Below are 18,740 nucleotides of genomic sequence, written 5' to 3'. Positions count from 1 at the left end.
ATGGCAACAATCGCATTGGGGGCCATTGGCGGAATGATTGGCGGCTCGATCGGGGGCAGCATCTTGGGCGTTTCGGCCATGGCGATCGGCACCGCTGTTGGCCGTATGGCTGGCTCCTATGTCGACAATTGGGTCGCGGCCAGTCTTGCGCCGGCGCAAAAGGTCGAAGGGCCCAAGCTGGAAAACCTGACCGCCACCAGCTCAACCGAGGGCGAGGCGATCCCGCGCATCTATGGCCGGATGAAATGCGGGGTGCAGCTGCTTTGGGCGACGGATTATGAGCATGATCGCAAGAGTAAAACGCGCGGTGGTGGCAAGGGTGGGCCAAAGCCGAAAGTCAAAGAGATCACCCATCGCTATTGGGCGGATTTTGCGGCCGCACTTTGTGAGGGTGAGATCACCGGCATCGGCCGCATTTGGATCGAGGGCGAAGAGGTCTCACGTGATGAGTTCACCTTGCGGGTCTATCATGGGAGCGAGATTCAAGACCCCGATCCGCTGATCGTTGAGAAGACCCAAGGCCCGGTGCCGGCCTATCGCGGCATCGCCTATGTGGTGTTCGAAAACTTCCCGGTTCACAACTATGGAACCATCCCGCAGATGTCGATCGAGGTATTCAAAGCTCCGACATCCAGCACCTCGATGGAAGGTCAGCTGCAAGCGGTGGCGATGATCCCGGATGGCGAATTTGTCTTTGCCACTGAGAACGTGATGAGTGATCAAGCTCCAAATGGGCTCGCTGGCTTTGATGATTTCTTCAACCAGCTGGGCTTTGAGGGAAATCTCCTCAATCGGGGCCATTCCACGCCTGAGGTCAATCACGCGCGCCGCGATGCAACGGATTTTGAAGTCTCGCTGGAACAGCTCAATGCGCATCTGCCGAATGTGGAAAGCGTCAGTCTGGTGGTGACCTGGTACGGATCAGACCTGCGGGCGGGGGAGTGTTTGGTGCAGCCGGGTGTGAACCATGCCACCAAGGTCAGCGAACCGAGCTGGACTGTTGGTGGGTTGCTGCGCTCGCAAGCTTATCAGGTCAGCAAAAAGCTCGATGGCTCGGCCAACTATGGCGGCACACCGGCGGATTTTGCGGTGATCCAAGGCGTGCGGCACTTGGTGTCGGTGGGCAAAGCCGTGACGTTTTACCCCTTTGTGATGATGGACATCCCAAAGGGCAACATCCTGCCCGATCCCTATAGTGACAATGCGAGTGCGATTGAGCAGCCCGACATGCCCTGGCGCGGCCGCATCACCTGCAGCCCAAGCATGGGCTATGCTGGCAGTGTCGATCAAAGCCAAACAGCCGCTGATCAAGTCGCGGCGTTCTTTGGCACGGCGCAGGTGTCTGATTTTGCGATCAGTGGCGACAGCGTCGCCTATACCGGCGATCCCAATGATTGGGGCTATCGCCGGATGATCCTGCACAATGCGTTTTTGTGTCAGATTGCGGGCGGAGTTGAAGCCTTTCTGATCGGGTCTGAGCTGCGCGGGCTGACGCAAATCCGCGGGCCGGGGAACAGCTTTCCAGCAGTGGATGCGTTGATTGCTCTGGCCGCAGATGTCGCGGCAATCCTGCCCGGTGTGCAGCTCAGCTATGCCGCTGATTGGTCGGAATATCACAGCTATCGCCCCGATGACGGCTCTGGCGATGTCTTCTTCCACCTCGATCCGCTGTGGTCTGATCCCAATATCGCCTTTGTTGGCGTGGACAATTATCTGCCGCTCACAGATTGGCGGGATGGATCGGATCATTTCGATGCCGGCATCGCCAATTCGATCTATGATCTCGACTATCTGCAGGCGGGCATTGAGGGGGGCGAATACGCCGATTGGTTTTATGCCAGCGCCGCTGATCGCGAGAGCCAGATCCGCACGCCGATCACAGATGGGCAGGGCAAGCCATGGGTCTTTGCCAACAAGAATATGCGCGCCTGGTGGTCTAATCCACATGTTGATCGCATAGGCGGCATCGAGGTCTCCAGTGCCAGTACCTGGGTGCCGCAATCCAAGCCAATCACCTTCACAGAAATCGGCTGTGCGGCCATCGACAAGGGCACCAATCAACCCAATGTCTTTTATCTCGAAGATGGCGGCTCGGAGAGCTATCTGCCGTACTTCTCGCGCGGCTGGCGTGATGAGGCGATCCAGCGGCGCTACTTTGAGGCGGTGCTTGGCTATTGGAATGATCCGGCAAACAACCCGGTCTCGCCCGTTTATGCTGGCCCGATGATTGATGTCAGCCGTTGCGCCGCCTGGGCCTGGGATGCGCGGCCGTTTCCCTGGTTCCCGGCGCTGTCGGATGTCTGGTCTGATGGACCCAACCATGATCGCGGTCATTGGCTCAATGGCCGGGCAGGGGCGATGCCGGTGGCGGATTTGCTCCAGCTCCTCTGCCAACGTTCCGGCATGGATTTGGCGCGCATCGATACCTCAGAAATCTGGCAGGTTATTGATGGCTATTACATTAGCTCGATCGAGAGTGCGCGGGCCTCGATCTCGGTGCTGGCGCAGTATTTTGGCATTGATGCGGTAGAGAGTGACGGTAAAATTGTCTTCCGCAACCGTGATCAGCAGGCACATGTTCCTCTTCACTTGGGGGAACTTGTGCATGGCCACGAGGATGATCCGTTTGAGATTACCCGCGCCCAAGAAACCGAGCTGCCGCGCGCGCTCAAATGGACGGTGCTCAATAGCCAAGCCGGCTATGAGGCGATGCCGGTTGAGGAGCGCAAAGGGGCGGCGCAAAATGTGCGGGAAAGCGCCACCAGCATGATGCTGGCCACATGGTCAGGTGGGGCAGAGCAACGTTGCCGGGTGGCGTTTTGGGAGCAGATTGTTGGGCGTGAGGCAATCAGCCTGAGCCTGCCGCCAAATCGTCAGGCACTGCGGGCTGGGGATGTGATCTCGCTGCCTGAGCGCGATGGGTTTGAGCGCTGGCGCATCCAGCGTTTGAACCAGGGCGATGCGCTGAAGGTTGAGGCGGTGCGCCATGATCCCGAGCTGCACGACATGCCGCCCGGTGCGGCGCGGCAAACCAAGATGCGACCGCGCGCGCTGATCGAAGGGGCCCCATTGGTGCGGATTTTGGACCTGCCCCAAATCCATGAGGATGTGCCGGCGCATCGCCCCTTTGCGGCTGTTTGGGCGGACCCATGGGGCGGCGGCTATGACATCCGTCGCAGCACATCCGAGGATGGCTTCACCTCGATCGCAACGGTGGAAACCCGCGCCTCGATTGGCGTGCTGAAAAGTGACCTGCCAGCCGGGCCGCTTTGGCTCTTTGATGAGGCCAATGCGTTTGAGATCGAGCTGTTGTCCGGTAGCCTGACGGCGGTCTCGGACACAGAGCTGTTCGCCGGCGCCAATGCCCTGGCGATCGAGGTTGCGCCTGATCACTGGGAAATCCTGCAGGCCGGGCATGTCGCGTTGATTGGCACGCGGCGCTATCGCTTGTCCCATCTGCTTCGCGGTCAGCGCGGCACCGAATGGCTGATGCCTGACGTGATCGCCGCCGGGGCGATGATTGTGCTGCTCGATGAAAACTTGGTGCCTTTGCCGATCTCGATGGCTGACATCGGCGTGCCGACAAACTGGCAGGTCTCTGGCTATTCCGCAGCGGCGAAAGTGACTGAACTCGCGGTCACGCCCAAAGGCACAGGTTTGATCCCCTTTGCGCCAGCGCATCTCAAGGCAGCGGCAAGTGGCGCTGACATCGATCTGAGCTGGGTGCGTCGTGACCGGCTGTTGTCTTCAGAGAGCTGGGCGCTGAGCGAGGTGCCGGTCTCTGAAAGCAGCGGGCTCTATCAGGTCGAGATTTTGACAGCGGCCGGCGCGGTGCTCCGGACGGTTCAAACCAACCAGCCCGGCTTCACTTGGTCGGCGGCGATGCAGGCCGCTGACATCGGAGCCGCGCGGTTCCGCGTCGCGCAGATCGGTGCGCTTGGACCGGGTCGGGCGCGAAGCGTTTCAATCAATCTGACATAGGAGAAGGCCATTGGCTGACACAACTGACCGCTTGGGCTTGCCGTTGATAGCTGCAGGCCAGGCGCAAAAACACGTGACCCATAATGAGGCTCTGCGTTTGTTAGATGCGCAAGTCCAGCTGTCCGTTCTCTCAAAGTTGGAAACCAGCCCGCCAGTGTCTGCGGGTGATGGAAACGCCTATATCGTGGCGACAGGGGCCACTGGTGACTGGCTTGGACATGATAACCAAATTGCCGTTTTACAGGCTGGGCAATGGATTTTTTTTGTGCCCGGTGAGGGATGGATCGCCTATGTCATCGACGAAGATCGCCCGTATCGGTTTATAGCGGCCTGGGCGCAATTGCCTATGTCGGACCAGACCAACCGGCTGGGGGTCAACACAACTGCAGATGACACGAACCGGCTGGCGGTATCATCGCCCGCAACGCTGTTTACCCACAGTGGGGCCGGGCATCAAATCAAGGTCAACAAAAACGCCGCTACCGATACCGCCAGCCTGTTGTTTCAAACCGGCTGGTCGGGCCGTGCTGAAATGGGCACCGCTGGATCCGATGGTTTTGCGATCAAAGTATCTGATGACGGAAACAGCTGGAAAACAGGGCTCTCAATTGCCGCAGGCACGGGGATTGTCACAGCCCCACAGGGCATGAACTCCGGTATGATCTCTGGTGTTGGAGATAACACGGCGTTCGGCATTCCAATCCCTGCTGAACAACTTGCCTCGGGTGTCATCTTTATCTTTTCTGAAGATCAAAACTATCCCCAGCCGGGCGTAAATGCGGCGCTTTGGTTCGACGTTGGCCTGAGCTTGAGCTTTGCTCCGATCAGTGTCGGGAGCAGAGTTGATCTAACAACCGGCGTACTGTCAGGGGACACCGGGGCCGATGGACGTATGACGATCGCAGTCGACACCCGTCAAATCCATGTTGAAAACAGATTGGGAAGCCAACGAGCGTTTCGGTGGTTTTTGATCAACTAACAGAGCTGAAAACCGACACAAAACGCCCTCGACTTTGGAGGGCACAACATCGGCAAGACGCGAGCAGCTGAGCTGAACCAAGGAGGTATGCATATGGATGACAAGGTTGGTGGAATGATCTCTTCCACAACATGGAGCGGGGCGGTGATGGCGGTGACGGGGACATTGACGCTCACCGATTGGATGGCGGTGGTTGGCTGCCTCTGCGCGGTAGGAGGGTACATCTCCAACGTGCTGCACAAGCGCGAAATGCGCCGCTTGGCCCGGCTCGAGATCGAATTGAAATACGGCAACAAAGGATAGACCCATGAAAAAACCTGTTCTGGCTGGAGCGGCCGCTGCCATCGCAGCGGCCGTTTCTTTTATTGCGCCCTGGGAAGGGCTGCGCACAAAGGCCTATCCCGACATCGTTGGGGTTTGGACGGTTTGTTATGGTGAAACCCATGGGGTGAAGCCCGGTGATCACTACTCCAAAGCGCAGTGTGATCAGATGCTTGGCGAGCAGGTTGCAGCCTTTGCCGGGCGTCTCAATAAATGCATCGACGATGAGATCGAGGCGGTGATGCCCCAGGGCATGAAGGTTGCTCTTTATAGCTGGTCCTACAATGTCGGCACTGGGGCCGCCTGCGGATCAACCTTGATGCGCAAGGCCAATGCTGGTGATCTGGTCGGGGCCTGCAACGAGCTGCCGCGCTGGAATCGGGCCGGCGGCCGGGTGGTGCCGGGCCTTTCAAACCGACGTGCCGCTGAGCAAAAGCTGTGCCTGTCATCGCTGGAACCTGCCCGGTGATCCGCTGGCTTCTATTTGGCTCCATTCCACTGCTGTTGATCGCGATCGGCATTGCCCTTGGCTCCGATCGCGCGAGTACGAAAGCCGCGCTCGATCAGACGAGCCGCGATCTGCAGCGCTCCCAATCCTACATTCAAACTCGCAAAGGGATCGATGATGAAACCTCTGATTTGCCTGTTGTTGCTGATGTCCAGCGTCAGCGGTTGCGCGACCTGGCGCAATGAACCGCAAAACCCGCAAGGCACGGCTGCCGCCATTTTGGACGCGGCGCAAACGCCGGCCAAAACCCATGCTGCTGCATTGGCTGATGGCACGTTGGAAGAGGCCCGCGACACCGGACTTTTGCTGATCACCATCCTGTCGTGCCATTGGCGCAGCTGTCCCAAAGAGGAGCATTAGTCATGGCCTTCAAAGGCGACATTCCTGCGCCCGCTGGTGTGCCGGTCCTGATTGCAGGGCCAGTCAGCGGTGCAGTGTTTTTCCAGAACCTCGGGGCCAATGCCATCCGAGTTATGGCGACCACGGATGCCACTACGCCAGCCGACTTCGCTGGTGGTTGGCGCTATCGCACCGATGCGCCTGAAAGCCTCGACGTGGCGGCTCTGATGCCCGGTGTTCCTGGCGCGTGCTACCTTTGGGTGTTGAGCGAAGGGCAAACCACGCTGGCGGTTCAATATGGGGATATTGAAGATGCGTAACACGATGTTTCCACATGCCAAGGCCAGCTCTGGACCACTGATGCTGTCCAAACATTTGGGAGGTGGTGCTGTTCCAGCCGACCGGGTTGAAGCATTGATCCGGCGGGCGGCGAAGGACGGGGTGATCGCTCTGATTGACAGCGATCTCAGTTTGGCAGGTGATGTGTTGATCGATCGCCCCGTGCATCTCAAAATCGCGCCCGGCGTCACGGTCTCAATGATCGACACTCCGAGCTGGACGCGCGGCGTGCAGTTAACAGATCGATCGAACCACTATGCCGGCATCTTCACCTTCCGACCGGGATCAGAGGGTTCCGTGGTTGAAATCCGGGGCGTGCTCGATGGCAATCAAAGCGCGGCTGGCACGGTTGATGGCGCACCGGTGCGTGTTGGCGGGATTTTGGCGGTCGGGCATGGCTACGATCTCGGGTGCCCGTCGCTGACCTACCTCGGCCGACCTCACTTCGTGAATGTCGCGCAAGCCGGAATATTGATCCGAACAAGCTTCTGGGGGCAGGGGGAATGGCAGGGGGCAGAGTTCCTCTCACCGCAACTGCCAACCAATCCAGATGACCCGTTTCCACGCACGCCAACGGCCCAGTGGGATGATCCGGACCTGCCGCTGATCGAGGAGGCCTAGCCATGCTTGCTCTCATAGCAAATCCCGAAGTCACCACTGCCTGGACTTGGGCTGATCTCTTGGCCAGTGAGCGGATCACTTGTGAGATCACCCCTTCTGGCGCTGATGCGCTCAGCCATGCGCGGTCACTGACCTATGACGTTGTTCTGGCCGCTCCGAACCTGGGCGATATGTCTGCCATCACGCTTGCAAAGCGTTGCTCACGTTTGAGCCGGCCAGTGCCTCTGGTCATCTGGGGAGACCGTTTTGCGCCTGATCTTATCACCGCTGCTTTTGCCAGCGATGTTGCCGATGTTTGCAATGGAGCGGCGCATATCGCAGAGGTGGTGGCGCGTTTGAGGGCCGCAGCCGACAAGGCGAAGCAACCAACATTTGAACCTCGCGTGCTCAAAGATGGGTCCTCATTCAATCTGGAAACCGGTGAGGTGACCATTGGAGCAGAGACGGTTCGGCTGACCCCAAAGGAAGCGGCAATCCTTGCGGTATTGATCCGAGCCGGCGGGCGCATTTTGTCCAAGCAAGAGATACTTGATGCCGCCTATGGGCATCTGTCTCAGCCAGAGCTCAAAATCGTTGATGTCTTCATTTGCAAAATCCGCAAGGCATTGGGTGGTCCTGCGATGATCGAGACGGTTTGGGGACGTGGCTACAGGTTCAAAGGGGAATGGGCATGAGAGTGCCCAGCTATCTGCCGGGTCCAGTGACCGCCTTTATCGAGCATGTCGGGTTTGGCAAACCGATGCGCCATCTCGCCCGAAAACGCGCAGCACATGCCAGCACAATCAAACGCCAGATCGACAGGATCACCAGGATTGAGGCGGGCAGTCCGCTGGTTGCAGCTGCGTTGCAGGCGGCAGATCGGGACTGGGGGCTGTGGGTCGCAAACCTGCCTAGTGAGGATGAATGGAACAGCACCTGTCAGCTGATCCTGTCTCGCTTGAGTAAGCGAGGGGCTTTGTTGGCCTGGTCCAGCGGTCTGGATACGGCAGCGGTGATGAACAGCCAAAGCGGCATGGAGCCAACTGTTCTGGCCCGGTGCGCAAGCCACATTGCGGCACTGCTGCAAATGGCGGGTTGGATTGTTCCAATCGACGCCAAAGCAAGAGTGTTTTGCCTGAAACTGTCGCCAGCCGGCCGCGCCTATTTGATCACGGAGACAGCGGAAATCGAGAACCAAAACACACCACAGCTTAAAGACGCGCGCCATGGTCCGCAGGAGTATGACCCGCTTGAGACCCTGTGGCAGCGTCAGAACCGGCAGGGCCAATTCAAGATCGACCCCGAGCTGCAAAAAGTTGGGTTGTGGATCCGGCAGGACGCAATCCAAACCCGCGCCAAATCTCTGAAAACTGTATTGGGGCAGGGGGAAAGTGCAAATTCATCCGACGCCATGGCGGCGGCACGTCTGGCGTCCGTGATCCAAGACCTCGGTCCAGGTGTCATGCCAGAAGTGGTCTGGGCCTATTGCGTCACCAAAGAGCCAATCGAAGAACTCGAAGCCCGATTGGGGCTGCCAACCCGAAGCGCCAAGGCGCTGCTGCGTGAGGCTTTGATCCGCGCGCAGCTTGTCTATCGACGGGCGTCTGAAACGCCGTCCAACGCGACAGCACAGACCGGAGATGCGGCTATCCTCACCCTCCTGAAATCCCGTGCTGCGCAACGGGCAGGCCACGCGCCCACAATCTGACATCTGAAATTCCCGCGCCCATGCAGGGCGGGGGTAGCGGTGCTCTAACACCGCCACCATGCAGCACGCGTTGAAACTCGCTGCACCGATACCTGAATCCAGATATGCATCGCCCGACTCTTGCAAGAGCGGGTGTTTCTTATTTGGGAATCAACCATGAGTAAAATGAAAAAGGTGGCACCTGCCGCGCCGGTCGCTCCTTGGCTGGGTGGTAAGAAAGCCCTCTATCGTACTTTGATCGAGCGGATTGAGGCCATCCCGCACAAAACCTATGTCGAGCCGTTTGTCGGTATGGGCGGGGTATTCTTGCGCAGGACTTGGCAGCCGCAATGTGAAGTGATGAACGATCTCAATGGAGAAATCACCAATCTGTTCAGGATATTGCAGCGGCACTATCCCGATCTGATGAACCACATGCGCTATCAAATCACCTCGCGCCGTGAATTTGAGCGCCTGCGCAAAACCGAACCAGACACGCTGACTGACATCGAGCGCGCCGCGCGGTTTTTGTATCTGCAGCGCCTGGCCTTTGGCGGCAAACTTGGCGGTGTGTTTGGCGTCACCAATGAACGCGGCTCGCGCTTTGATCTCAGCCGCGTCGGTCCATTGTTGGATGCGGCACATTCTCGACTGCAGGGAGTGGTGTTTGAATGTTTGGACTGGTCCGAAGTGTTGCGGCGCTATGACGGGCCCAACAGTCTGTTTTATCTGGACCCGCCTTATGTCGGTGGTGAAAATGACTATGGCAGGGGCATGTTCGATCGCAATCAGTTTGCCCAAATGGCTGATCAGCTGAAAGGGATTGAAGGCGCGTTCATCCTGTCGATCAATGACGTCTCTGAAATCCGCGACCTGTTCGCCTGGGCACATCTGCATGAGGTCACCCTGAAATACACAGTGTCCAGCCAAGCGGCGACCGATGCGCAGGAGCTGATCATCAGCAATCGAGAACCAAGGTTGTCTCTTTTGTAGGGAAAGCGACGGAGTGCCATTGATCTTTACCAATTGCTAACCACGAACTTGCAAGGATCGACCCAAATTGTTTGGGGGTAGTGTCATATGTTTGGTCGGTCCTTGTGGGTGGTTTTGGTGTGTGTCTGGGCTGGCCATGCCTTGGCGCAGGACCTTGTTCCTGATTGTGGGCTCTACACCTACAAGGCAACGATCGTGCGCGTTATCGATGGTGACACGGTCGTTGCTGACATCGATCTTGGGTTCAACACCGTAAGGCGAAACGAACACCTTCGGCTAATTGGGGTCGATGCACCAGAAAATAAGACGGACGCAGGAAAGAAGACAACTGAGGCCCTTCGGTCCAGAATCGAGGGCAAAGAGATGTACATCTGCACAACCAGGACCAAGCGATCAGGAAGAGAGGCGACTGGCAGCTTTGGCAGGTACTTGGCGGAAATCTATTTGGGGGGCGAGAACGTCAACAAGTGGCTGGTTTCAGCAGGCTTGGCCGCGAAATATGACGGATAAAGTCGGGAAACGGGCATTCTCAGAAGTTGTTAGGTTATCGGTTTCGTTTCAAAGAGCGGACATTCAATCAACCGAGAATTAGGATATTTTTCACACCGCTACAACTCACCTATGAACCAAAACAGGTTGCTGCTGTTCTGTCTGCAAAGTGCTAAGCTTGCTACCAAGCTGACCTCAATTTCTATGCTGAGACACAGGGATGCTCCTGGGGTAAAAAGACCAAAAACGTCCGGGTTGACATACCATTTGATAGCACACGCGTTTGCCTTTAAGGATTGAAAAGTGCGGCAGTACAGCCCACGGGCGGCATAGCTGGGAGGCCTTTGGTCTGGAAATATGAATCGTATACACAAGAGACTAACGGTTGGATTCTTTAATATTGAGGCTGGCGAAAACTTCTTTTCTAATTTTGTTTCGAGCTACCTTGCAAGCAGCGAAGGTTCTGATTCTTCCAGGATATTTAGCCTTCGGGATAAGAAACATCTAATAAAAACAACTGGATACACGAGGTACTCTGATCAGTCTGCATATTCGATAACCGTAGTTCGTGAAAGAAATACGTGGCAAGCTAAAGCCACTAGTGGTGGCAAGATTTCAAGCATTTCTCTTAATCAAGGGATTATAGGAGACCCATACTTCTTTTCAGTTGTTCCAGAACGTAACTTGGTATTGGGCTTTACATCTGGACCTGGAGGCAGCCTTAAAAGTGTTGCCCGGTTAGTCCTAGAGCAATTTAACTATGATCGCTCTCAACGCGTTCAGTTAAACTTTGTCCCTAAAGACAGGAAGAGTGCTAGTCTAGAGCTTTTACCGACAGAAGGTGAATTGACACTCAAAGTCAACTCGTCGTCTCTGGCTGATGTCATTGATGACGCACCTTCGATCATTCGAAGCATTGGGTCGGACACATTGTTTGAGAACAACGTGCAGTTAATGCTAAAGCTACCGTACTCTGAGGATGAAAGCGCAGCGATGGAGGCGCAAGACATCGTTGAGCTGATCAACTATTTCGCGGATCACGACGGTTGTTTAGCCTTAACAGTAAAGGGCGAAAGTGACAAAGGAATTAAGGTCGCGCTGGATTTTGGCAATACTTTTGTTAGCTACAAGACGACAATAGCCACCAGAAATAGCTTTATTGATGAAAGCATTGCTCACCAAGTCATTGAGGAAGCATTCGTAAGTTACAGTGGGTGAGATCAGTTGGCCGTGTTGAATAAATGAGAGATTTCTTTTTTGGTGATTGGATGAATCTCTCCCAACCCGTCTGATCTCAATATACTCAACAAGTCACCTAAGGTGGCAACCGAGACACTCCTTGGAAGCGTCTCATGAAGTTCGATTGCAGCCTCACGAGAAAGCCCTGTGTTGATGAGGCTAATTAGCCTTTCGTCGCACCCCCCGACCTCGATGAATGAATGCAGTTTGGTGTTTGAGAACTTTAAATCCTTCCGGATTAAAATGCTCGTAAGCAAAAGGTCGTAGCAACGCAAAGCGTTCGATAAGCGGAACCTGACATCGTTATTTATCACTTTTATCACATTTCTGACCGACGCGTTAACTGAAACAGTGCGCAGCTTGCTTTCCCACTGAATTTGCTCTGAAATAATGTCTTTCAGGCTGGAACCTTGAACCCATTTTTTCGCAATGGTCGAGATGTGCTCAATGCTATTTCCTTCGTTTGGCAAGAATACACCTGTATCTTGAAGGAGGTTTGTAATTTTTACCAGCGCTTCGTACAGATTTCCTGCTCTCGGGTGAGGCATTATCCAGTCACTGTAGTTATCTAGTCTGTTGAGGAAATTGAATAGCGCATTCTGCTGAATATATCCGGTGGTGGGATTTATTTCTAAAGTAAACGTTGGGACAGTTAAACTCCTATAGGCTTCCTTGACTGCGTTGGACAACTCATCTTTTTGCTCAGTTGTTAAACTTACCTCATCTGCTTGTATGGTCTCTTCCAAACGTTCCGAGGTGAAGTCCTTAATTAGCTTATTGGCAATGGAATAGAAGCGGTATTTGTCGTTTTCATCATTATTGTAGGTGCCGCGCAGGGCATCTAACACCTTGTTTATATCTTCATTTAACGTTTTGAAGTACGTGGGGATTTTGTCAGCTTCGTTGTCCTCGCCATCAAAGTAGTCTTGAAAATCCCACCTCTCTGGGTCAATTAAAAACACATTTCCTGAAAAATGGTGGAGCATTCTTCCCGCGCGCCCGGTGATGTTGCTAATTTTAACATCCTCGAGCCTCTCCGCAGATTGCATCATTCGGGGTTGTAAAGGGTTCTGCAGGAATAAGTTCTTTGCGGGTAAATTAACACCCTCTGCAAGCGTACTGGTGCAGGCGATGAATTTAATATGGTTGTCTTTTACGAGGTTTTCTACCATAACTCTCACCGAGGCTGGTAAAGGGCCGTAGTGGAAGGCGGTACCTTTTCTTAAGTTGTCTGCGAGTGAAAAGTCTTCATGTATAAATTTTTCGATGTAGTCGGCAGCTTCTTCTAGAAAATGGTTTTTTTCTTCCTGCGGAATGAGGGCGGCGATTTTGTCAGCCATATTTTCGCAATAATCAGTCCTGTTCCGGTAGATGATATTACTCTGCCCTCTTCCTAACTTGTAGACGATATCGGCTACATCTCTCCCGACGAAACCTTTTTTAATGGTGACAGTGTCTTGAGTTCCCTCGCGACTTACAACTAAGTTGAGTCCCTTGGGGACAATTGACATGATAACCTTCGAAACGGGAGAATCACTAGTTATTTCTTTTTTGAACTCAATGCTGTTAAAAACGGAAGAGAACGAGTTCTGGTAGCTTGCAGATGGCATGCTAATGATAATTTGAGGGTTGCTGTCATCTAGCATTTTTTCAATCGTAAGATGAAGCAATACCCCTCTACTCTTGTCTGCGATATTGTGTGCTTCATCTAGAAAGAAGTAGTTGAATGAGATGTCGCCTCTCATGAGGATCTCATACAGTCTTTCTTGTGTCATCACGAAGAAAGTTTTGTCTTTGAAATCACCTTCTTTGGGGACTGTGCATATCTCGATCTCACTTAGATAGTTTAGTTGCTCTGCTAGCTCATAAATTTTCCCAGCCACCTCAGAGATAAGTGCCCTTGTAGGCACAATGATCGCTGCAAATGCTCCATCACTCCCCCCCACTTTTTCGAGAAGGTAGTTGAGAATAATGTGTGTTTTTCCCGCTGACGTGGGTGCAGATGTAATAACATCATCGTCGGATGCAAGGTCATTCCAGAGCGATCTTTGATAGTCTGTCAGTGTGAAGTTCAGCTCGTCAACTGTGTTTAAATCTCTTCTAAATTCGATTTGCGCGTCGGAATAAAAATTGTAGGAGAAATGTGTTTCTGGATGCCGTTTGGTAAGCAGGTCTGTGTTTGGGAAGTTGCCAGAAAACGCAAACATATTGTATGCAATAGGGATTATATCAGGGTGCTTAGTTGCGCAAGTGTCAAGTATCATCGATAGCACAGTTGCTCCTTCTTTCCTGTGCTTTTCATTTGAAGACTTGTAGAAAACTTGGGCGGCGGAAATGAGTTTCTTTATCTTTTGCTTTTCTGGAATCTTTGGCTCGCCGATCATATCCAAAATGTATGATTTGAATAGCAAGTTTGTCGCTTCTGCATATTTTTCGCTACTAGAGATTTTTTTTGACAGTTTGGTTGTGAAGTCGCTCAATTTTTTATTCCCATGTGATCGATGAAACTATTCACAAGCTGGTCAATACAGGCAAAAGGTAAAATCAATAAAGAGACTTCGGAAAGCTGCATTTCTTGAGTCTGAATTTTTTCAGAAAACGTGCTGATATATTCTTCGGCTAACTTTGCGTATTCTTTCAAGAACTGATCTTCCGTGGTTGTTTTTGACAAGACGCTGGGATTAGTGAATCCAATGAAGCATGGTGAATGAATCGTTTCTTGCCACTCGTCGTTTTCAAAGGGATCTAAAAGAGATAATAGTTTATCTTCCAAATCCTGAGTGATGTTTGGAAAATCCATGTGACTGTCAAGTAGATCAAATTCATCTTGATATTTTAATTTCGCATTTTTGATTGATTTTGAGGCTGATGTTGCAGCTCCAACAAAATCTTTATGAATCTTGGATTCCCCCAAGTATAGCTTGAATTGACCATCAATATATTGACCGTGTACAGCGTCTGCTCCGAATACTGGCATTCTCGGGTTGGTCTTCATGCATACTTTGCTGAGCAGCTTAGGTGCTTGAAAATAGACATCTAGAAGGGTGTATAGTATTAACTCCCCTAGCTCACCTTTTGCGGTATGTTTGCTAAGTTTTCTGATGGCCTTTTGAAGTAATTTTTCAGGAGAACTATTTCCTTTTATTCCAATTTTTTTTTCCACCTCAGTGCATGAGAAAACGAAGTTTGATAGAATTCCGTTCTTGATGACTTCAAAAAAAGGGCCGTAGTCATTGAGGTCTGCCTGCCACTGGAGGAAAACTACTAATGTTGTAAGGTCTTTCGTGCCGGGCTGATCACACTTCACTTCAAGTTGTCGAAGGACTTGGCGAATTTCATGGGCGTTTTCAAGCTGAGTTTTTAAACGGTCTGACAAATTTGATTTCCGGTAAAAGGCGAGCGTGTGTTCGGTAGGCACAATCTATGATAGAGCTGGGCTGGACAACCCCTTTTTTACAGATTGACGTGTAATTTTGAACCGAGCCTCTGTTGGAGGACCAGGTGGTAGGTCGGCCGCCTTTTGAAAGCCATAAACTCAATCATTTAGGCTTCATGCTTGCAAATTGTTACATGCAAGCTGCGATATGAGTGAATGACTGGTGTCAGGAAGCGCTTTGTGAGTCAGGAAGGCTTTAAATGAGAGATCAATTACGTTTTTTTCACCTCCAAGCGTACCGCCCAGCGTCCATTTTTGGGCGTTAAAAAAGGGAGGGCGTGGGCGTCTGATTGGGAGAAGCAGATACGGTATGAATACTAAGCTGCATAGGCAACGGCGTCCACTTGATTTGCTTGTAACAGCTGAGGGACTAAATCGGTACACGGCCTTGTTCAGCACTCTGCTGGACATCGATTAGCTGCTCGGGGATGGCGGCTCTGATGTCGATAAGTCAGAGAGGTGTTGCTGGGCAAAGGGATTGGCACTTGTGTCCCTTAACACAAACAACGCAACCGGATTGCGATCATGTTAAGTGGTTTCAAAAGCGGGAGGCGTGCACCAACTCGTTACGACAGGTGCCCGAAGGTTTTCCTCTATGCCTTCGCTCTAGCCTCCCTGATACTTACTGGCTTTGAAACTCATGAGGCCAGACCCTAACTGAAACTCAAGACACCGAGGTTGTTTTGATCCAATAGATCGATTGTCATAAGGGATCAGCCTACCACTTCCATCTCAAGATATATGAGGACTCGAGTCCTACACGAGGAATATTCCACTCAATCTGTCTGCGACGATCCTCTCTAGCAACAATCCGTGGTGGAGAGTGGTACTCTTCATCATAATTCAATTTTCTAACATAGCCGGCACAGTTTTTAGGTGGCCTTTCAATTGGAAAAACTATTTGAATTGTCAAATTTCGAGTAGGGTTGCTCTGGCGGAAAACCCAGTACTCATCTTCACTCATGAACGAATCATAATACTCACAATAAGCGGTTCGCCGCATTGATTCACCTAATAGCAGGGGCGAATCAAAGGTATTTCTTACATAGTATATGGATTGTTCCTTGGTGATGCTTTCAATGCGGCCCGGAGCTCCAGAAAAATTTTCAATGTAGCCATCAGATTGATATTGCTCAGTATAGCCATGTACCTGGTCCGATATCGCCTTGATGCAGAACTCATTCTTATGAACTAATTTTCGACCCTCAATGTCGCAAATTTCATTGTAACTATTGATTTCCTCAATTTCCACCTCGTAGTTTGGCCGTAGAACACTTCTATCCACGTCTGTTAAGATCGCACGTTCAATTTGATTGGCAACTACAACATGTCCATCGGCAGAGTTTGCCGCAAGTCTTCCAGCAAATATTGGTGCGTTATTTGATACATCTGTATGATTCACATCTTTCCAGACTGGTATTATCTTCTTCCCAAAAACTACTTCCTCGTTGAATAGCCCTTCCATTTCAGAAAGCGGCCATTTTTTTGAAAAAAAATACTGGCTTAGTACAATTATTCCATAGTCGGCAGTTCGGATCCCGTTTTGTACCGAATGCAGTAAGCTATCTCCGATATTTAGTGAGAATTCATCGTACCAAACGTCGAACTTTTCCGATAGAATCTGAGCCAAGGGGCGAACAAAATCCTCTTTGTCCTCGGATGCGTGGCTAATGAATAATTTGACAGTCAATGAATTGGCCTCTGTACGAACATGGTTGCGTCATGTTGCACTTTACCAGTTCTGGTGGTGAAATCTACGGGTGCATGTGGCGCTACCGGGGTAACATCCCCATTATAGAATTGGGGGATTTTCCCAGCCACGTAAGCGTTTCTATGGCGGACCGATTTGCATCTAGCTGCTTGTTGCGTGGTTTTCTGAGATCGCTAACTGCGCACAGCTGGCTTTGGTGCGTAGAGCAACGTGAGGGAAACAGTCTGCGAGGGCTTGAATGGCCGCTTTTGCCTGCATGACGTGTAACCTTCGCCAGCACAGCTACAGTTTTTGTTAGAAATTGTGTGAGGGAACTCGCTCTGTGAACGATCAAAAAGACGAAGTCAGGAGGTCCCCCGTTCGAGCCGGGGAGGTGGTACCATCACTCTCATGACATTATTGGGTTTTTTAGCGACTTCCTGTGGCGTGGTTTGGTGTCGGTTTCCCCGGAGTTCCCTTAGAGTTCCCTTGGCATCAGTTTTCTTTGGATTCGCGCCCAAGAGCTTGTCGCAACTCCAAAACTTTGTTTGCGCTTTCAGATTGGTCCCGGACGTATTTGTCAGCGGTCTGCAGTTGTGTGAGTTGCGCGGCGTTGCGAAAGGTCAAGTGATCGGCCAAGGCTTTGGCTTCGGTAATTGCTCCAGATCGGGCATCTCGAATCTGGGAATCCTAGATTTCGCGCAATGCTCCTAAATACCTGAGCACTTATATCTCTTTTTTGTGAGATTCCGTCTTTGAGCGCTATGACTGGGCTAGAATGTCAACTGGTAGGAATAGATGCCAAACGTTCCTGGAAATAACGTGACGCGGTCGGATTGAAGTGGTTGAGCTCAGTTAGCATTTTCTGGGTTATATTAGTGACCTTTCGAAAAATTGAGAGATCGGGATCAATCATCTAACAGGTCAGGCCGTCGCCCAAATGAACCCGTGAAGGAAAATGGCTTCCTCACGCTCATCTACTAGGTTCCACTGGCCGTAAATATCGACGCCTCTCTTGGCTTTGCGCCAGAAGGCCATAGCGCGAAGTCGGTATCATCATTTGCAACTTCACTAATTTCATCTTCGGCACGTGGTAAGATGAATTGCATCCGTCGCGGTTCGCCGGCGAAACTTCGAAAATGGCTGAATACTCATCGATCAAGTACCGTTTGATCAAACAAGCCCAAGTGCCAGCTTTGATCGAGCTGTTGGCTTCGCCGTCCCACTAGGTACACAATTTACGAGTGAGTTCTCAGCTTTGTTTTGCTAGGGTCTCATCCTGCTTGTCGCCAAGGTCACCCTTGCGGCGGCAACTGTTGATCGACCTACCTCGACCGCCAAGCGTTCGTGATCCAAACTGGGAACGTGCTACCCCCGCCGCCACTTCAAGCGGCAGAATTTAAGCGGATACTGCAAAAAAGTATCTGTCAAAACAGGGTGCAAGTGCCGTTCTGATCACGTTTTCAGAGGTTGTTTAAGTGCAGTGGCCAGTTTGCGGATGGTCTTTCGGGACGTAGCCTCTCAGGGAGAACTCAGAAACCGCGCCGCCTGTGCTTCTCGGTGCCGTCGCATCACCGCGCGCCCAACCAATATTTCGCGTCAATCAGCGGTAATTTTTTCTATCAATCTCTAGCTGTTAAAAGAAATACGGCTAGTGTCCTGTTTTCGTATTGGGAGGTGAGTTTTGTGAAACCGGCAGTCGCAAAATCTCAAAAAGCGCTTGCTAAACCATTTGAATCTACTCGGAGAATCAAAAATAGAAGACCCCGGTTCGAGCCTGGGATGTGGCTCGATCAATCACATGCCGCTTTTAAGTTCTGTTTTGTTCGGCGACTGACACTCAAAACGAGCGTTAACCTTTGAGTGGTTCTTTTGCCTATTGATGGATTGGGAAATGAAGTCCATTCTCTGATCATACGCTTAATGCTTTTTTATTAGAGGGAATGAATTTATGCCCGAGGTTTTTTTTGACGCTGCGCCTTCCGTTGGTGCCATCGAGTCTTCTTCCGGTCACAGTCACACGCTTCGCCTGTCCGAGGTGTCGACGCGGGATGTGACGGTGACGGTTCAGATCATCAGCGGCACGGCGTCGGTCGAGAGCGGTGACGGGGATTTCGATTCTTCCACCAGCACCTCCTA

The 18,740-nt window shown here is 52.1% G+C and carries 17 protein-coding genes and 1 pseudogene; 15 read left to right on the top strand and 3 right to left on the bottom strand.

Annotated elements, in window-relative coordinates; all coding sequences use genetic code 11:
* The 13 genes from Q1A43_RS20950 to Q1A43_RS20890 all read left to right on the top strand — a co-directional run bounded on the left by Q1A43_RS20950 (position 1) and on the right by Q1A43_RS20890 (position 11,454).
* Entirely contained in the window at positions 1-3,981 is a 3,981-nt protein-coding gene (locus Q1A43_RS20950) for a glycoside hydrolase/phage tail family protein (RefSeq protein WP_299938564.1), read from the top strand.
* 10 nt (positions 3,982-3,991) lie between these two features.
* On the top strand, positions 3,992-4,960 hold the full coding sequence (locus Q1A43_RS20945; RefSeq protein WP_299938562.1) for a DUF2793 domain-containing protein: 969 nt from the start codon (positions 3,992-3,994) through the stop codon (positions 4,958-4,960).
* Between the two features lie 93 nt (positions 4,961-5,053).
* Positions 5,054-5,263: an HP1 family phage holin gene (locus Q1A43_RS20940; protein ID WP_299938560.1), complete on the top strand. Its 210-nt coding sequence runs from the start codon at positions 5,054-5,056 to the stop codon at positions 5,261-5,263.
* Positions 5,264-5,267: 4 nt separating this feature from the next.
* Positions 5,268-5,750 (top strand): lysozyme, encoded by a 483-nt coding sequence (locus Q1A43_RS20935; protein WP_299938558.1) that lies wholly within the window; start codon positions 5,268-5,270, stop codon positions 5,748-5,750.
* The gene (locus Q1A43_RS20930) at positions 5,747-5,974 is read left to right on the top strand and encodes a hypothetical protein (protein ID WP_299938556.1); all 228 of its coding nucleotides are present in this window, start codon (positions 5,747-5,749) and stop codon (positions 5,972-5,974) included. The genes Q1A43_RS20935 and Q1A43_RS20930 overlap by 4 nt, the downstream gene beginning before the upstream one ends.
* Positions 5,937-6,149: a hypothetical protein gene (locus tag Q1A43_RS20925; protein ID WP_299938554.1), complete on the top strand. Its 213-nt coding sequence runs from the start codon at positions 5,937-5,939 to the stop codon at positions 6,147-6,149. The genes Q1A43_RS20930 and Q1A43_RS20925 overlap by 38 nt, the downstream gene beginning before the upstream one ends.
* A gap of 2 nt (positions 6,150-6,151) precedes the next feature.
* Positions 6,152-6,448: a hypothetical protein gene (locus Q1A43_RS20920; protein WP_299938553.1), complete on the top strand. Its 297-nt coding sequence runs from the start codon at positions 6,152-6,154 to the stop codon at positions 6,446-6,448.
* A complete protein-coding gene (locus Q1A43_RS20915) occupies positions 6,441-7,088 on the top strand; it encodes a hypothetical protein (RefSeq protein ID WP_299938551.1) in 648 nt (215 codons plus the stop codon). The genes Q1A43_RS20920 and Q1A43_RS20915 overlap by 8 nt, the downstream gene beginning before the upstream one ends.
* Positions 7,089-7,090: 2 nt before the next feature.
* On the top strand, positions 7,091-7,762 hold the full coding sequence (locus Q1A43_RS20910; RefSeq protein WP_299938548.1) for a response regulator transcription factor: 672 nt from the start codon (positions 7,091-7,093) through the stop codon (positions 7,760-7,762).
* Positions 7,759-8,775, top strand: a complete 1,017-nt coding sequence (locus tag Q1A43_RS20905) for a DUF6456 domain-containing protein (RefSeq protein WP_299938546.1) — start codon at positions 7,759-7,761, stop codon at positions 8,773-8,775. The genes Q1A43_RS20910 and Q1A43_RS20905 overlap by 4 nt, the downstream gene beginning before the upstream one ends.
* 165 nt (positions 8,776-8,940) lie before the next feature.
* The gene (locus Q1A43_RS20900) at positions 8,941-9,747 is read left to right on the top strand and encodes a DNA adenine methylase (RefSeq protein ID WP_299938710.1); all 807 of its coding nucleotides are present in this window, start codon (positions 8,941-8,943) and stop codon (positions 9,745-9,747) included.
* Between the two features lie 141 nt (positions 9,748-9,888).
* Positions 9,889-10,257 carry a thermonuclease family protein gene (locus Q1A43_RS20895; protein WP_299938544.1) on the top strand — a complete coding sequence of 123 codons (369 nt, stop codon included), beginning with the start codon at positions 9,889-9,891 and terminating at the stop codon, positions 10,255-10,257.
* 336 nt (positions 10,258-10,593) lie between these two features.
* Positions 10,594-11,454 carry a hypothetical protein gene (locus Q1A43_RS20890; protein ID WP_299938542.1) on the top strand — a complete coding sequence of 287 codons (861 nt, stop codon included), beginning with the start codon at positions 10,594-10,596 and terminating at the stop codon, positions 11,452-11,454.
* A 2-nt stretch (positions 11,455-11,456) separates the two neighbouring features.
* On the opposite strand, the gene Q1A43_RS20885 is transcribed toward Q1A43_RS20890, so the two are convergent.
* Both Q1A43_RS20885 and Q1A43_RS20880 read right to left on the bottom strand, forming a co-directional pair.
* Positions 11,457-13,955: a DEAD/DEAH box helicase gene (locus Q1A43_RS20885; protein WP_299938540.1), complete on the bottom strand. Its 2,499-nt coding sequence runs from the start codon at positions 13,953-13,955 to the stop codon at positions 11,457-11,459.
* A complete protein-coding gene (locus Q1A43_RS20880; RefSeq protein WP_299938538.1) occupies positions 13,952-14,851 on the bottom strand; it encodes a DUF1837 domain-containing protein in 900 nt (299 codons plus the stop codon). The genes Q1A43_RS20885 and Q1A43_RS20880 overlap by 4 nt, the downstream gene beginning before the upstream one ends.
* Before the next feature lie 319 nt (positions 14,852-15,170).
* Here Q1A43_RS20880 and Q1A43_RS20875 point away from each other — a divergent pair.
* Positions 15,171-15,568 (top strand): annotated as a pseudogene (locus tag Q1A43_RS20875) (IS5/IS1182 family transposase); the annotation flags it as partial.
* 61 nt (positions 15,569-15,629) lie between these two features.
* Here Q1A43_RS20875 and Q1A43_RS20870 read toward each other — a convergent pair.
* Positions 15,630-16,601 carry a toll/interleukin-1 receptor domain-containing protein gene (locus Q1A43_RS20870; protein ID WP_299938536.1) on the bottom strand — a complete coding sequence of 324 codons (972 nt, stop codon included), beginning with the start codon at positions 16,599-16,601 and terminating at the stop codon, positions 15,630-15,632.
* 1,951 nt (positions 16,602-18,552) lie between these two features.
* Here Q1A43_RS20870 and Q1A43_RS20865 point away from each other — a divergent pair.
* Positions 18,553-18,740, top strand: a 188-nt coding sequence (locus Q1A43_RS20865; protein WP_299938534.1) for a hypothetical protein, incomplete at its 3' end; no start/stop codon positions are given.

This window comes from uncultured Pelagimonas sp. (assembly GCF_947498515.1).
Classification (GTDB): Bacteria; Pseudomonadota; Alphaproteobacteria; order Rhodobacterales; family Rhodobacteraceae; genus Pelagimonas.
Note: the sequence above shows the minus strand (reverse complement) of the source record. Positions and strands in the feature narration are given on the sequence as shown.

Bases quoted from the DNA above. Each gene is read 5' to 3' on its own strand.
- Q1A43_RS20950 (WP_299938564.1), top strand. From the start codon at position 1: ATGGCAACAATCGCATTGGGGGCCATTGGCGGAATGATTGGCGGCTCG.
- Q1A43_RS20940 (WP_299938560.1), top strand. From the start codon at position 5,054: ATGGATGACAAGGTTGGTGGAATGATCTCTTCCACAACATGGAGCGGG.
- Q1A43_RS20935 (WP_299938558.1), top strand. From the start codon at position 5,268: ATGAAAAAACCTGTTCTGGCTGGAGCGGCCGCTGCCATCGCAGCGGCC.
- Q1A43_RS20925 (WP_299938554.1), top strand. From the start codon at position 5,937: ATGTCCAGCGTCAGCGGTTGCGCGACCTGGCGCAATGAACCGCAAAAC.
- Q1A43_RS20920 (WP_299938553.1), top strand. From the start codon at position 6,152: ATGGCCTTCAAAGGCGACATTCCTGCGCCCGCTGGTGTGCCGGTCCTG.
- Q1A43_RS20915 (WP_299938551.1), top strand. From the start codon at position 6,441: ATGCGTAACACGATGTTTCCACATGCCAAGGCCAGCTCTGGACCACTG.
- Q1A43_RS20910 (WP_299938548.1), top strand. From the start codon at position 7,091: ATGCTTGCTCTCATAGCAAATCCCGAAGTCACCACTGCCTGGACTTGG.
- Q1A43_RS20905 (WP_299938546.1), top strand. From the start codon at position 7,759: ATGAGAGTGCCCAGCTATCTGCCGGGTCCAGTGACCGCCTTTATCGAG.
- Q1A43_RS20900 (WP_299938710.1), top strand. From the start codon at position 8,941: ATGAAAAAGGTGGCACCTGCCGCGCCGGTCGCTCCTTGGCTGGGTGGT.
- Q1A43_RS20890 (WP_299938542.1), top strand. From the start codon at position 10,594: ATGAATCGTATACACAAGAGACTAACGGTTGGATTCTTTAATATTGAG.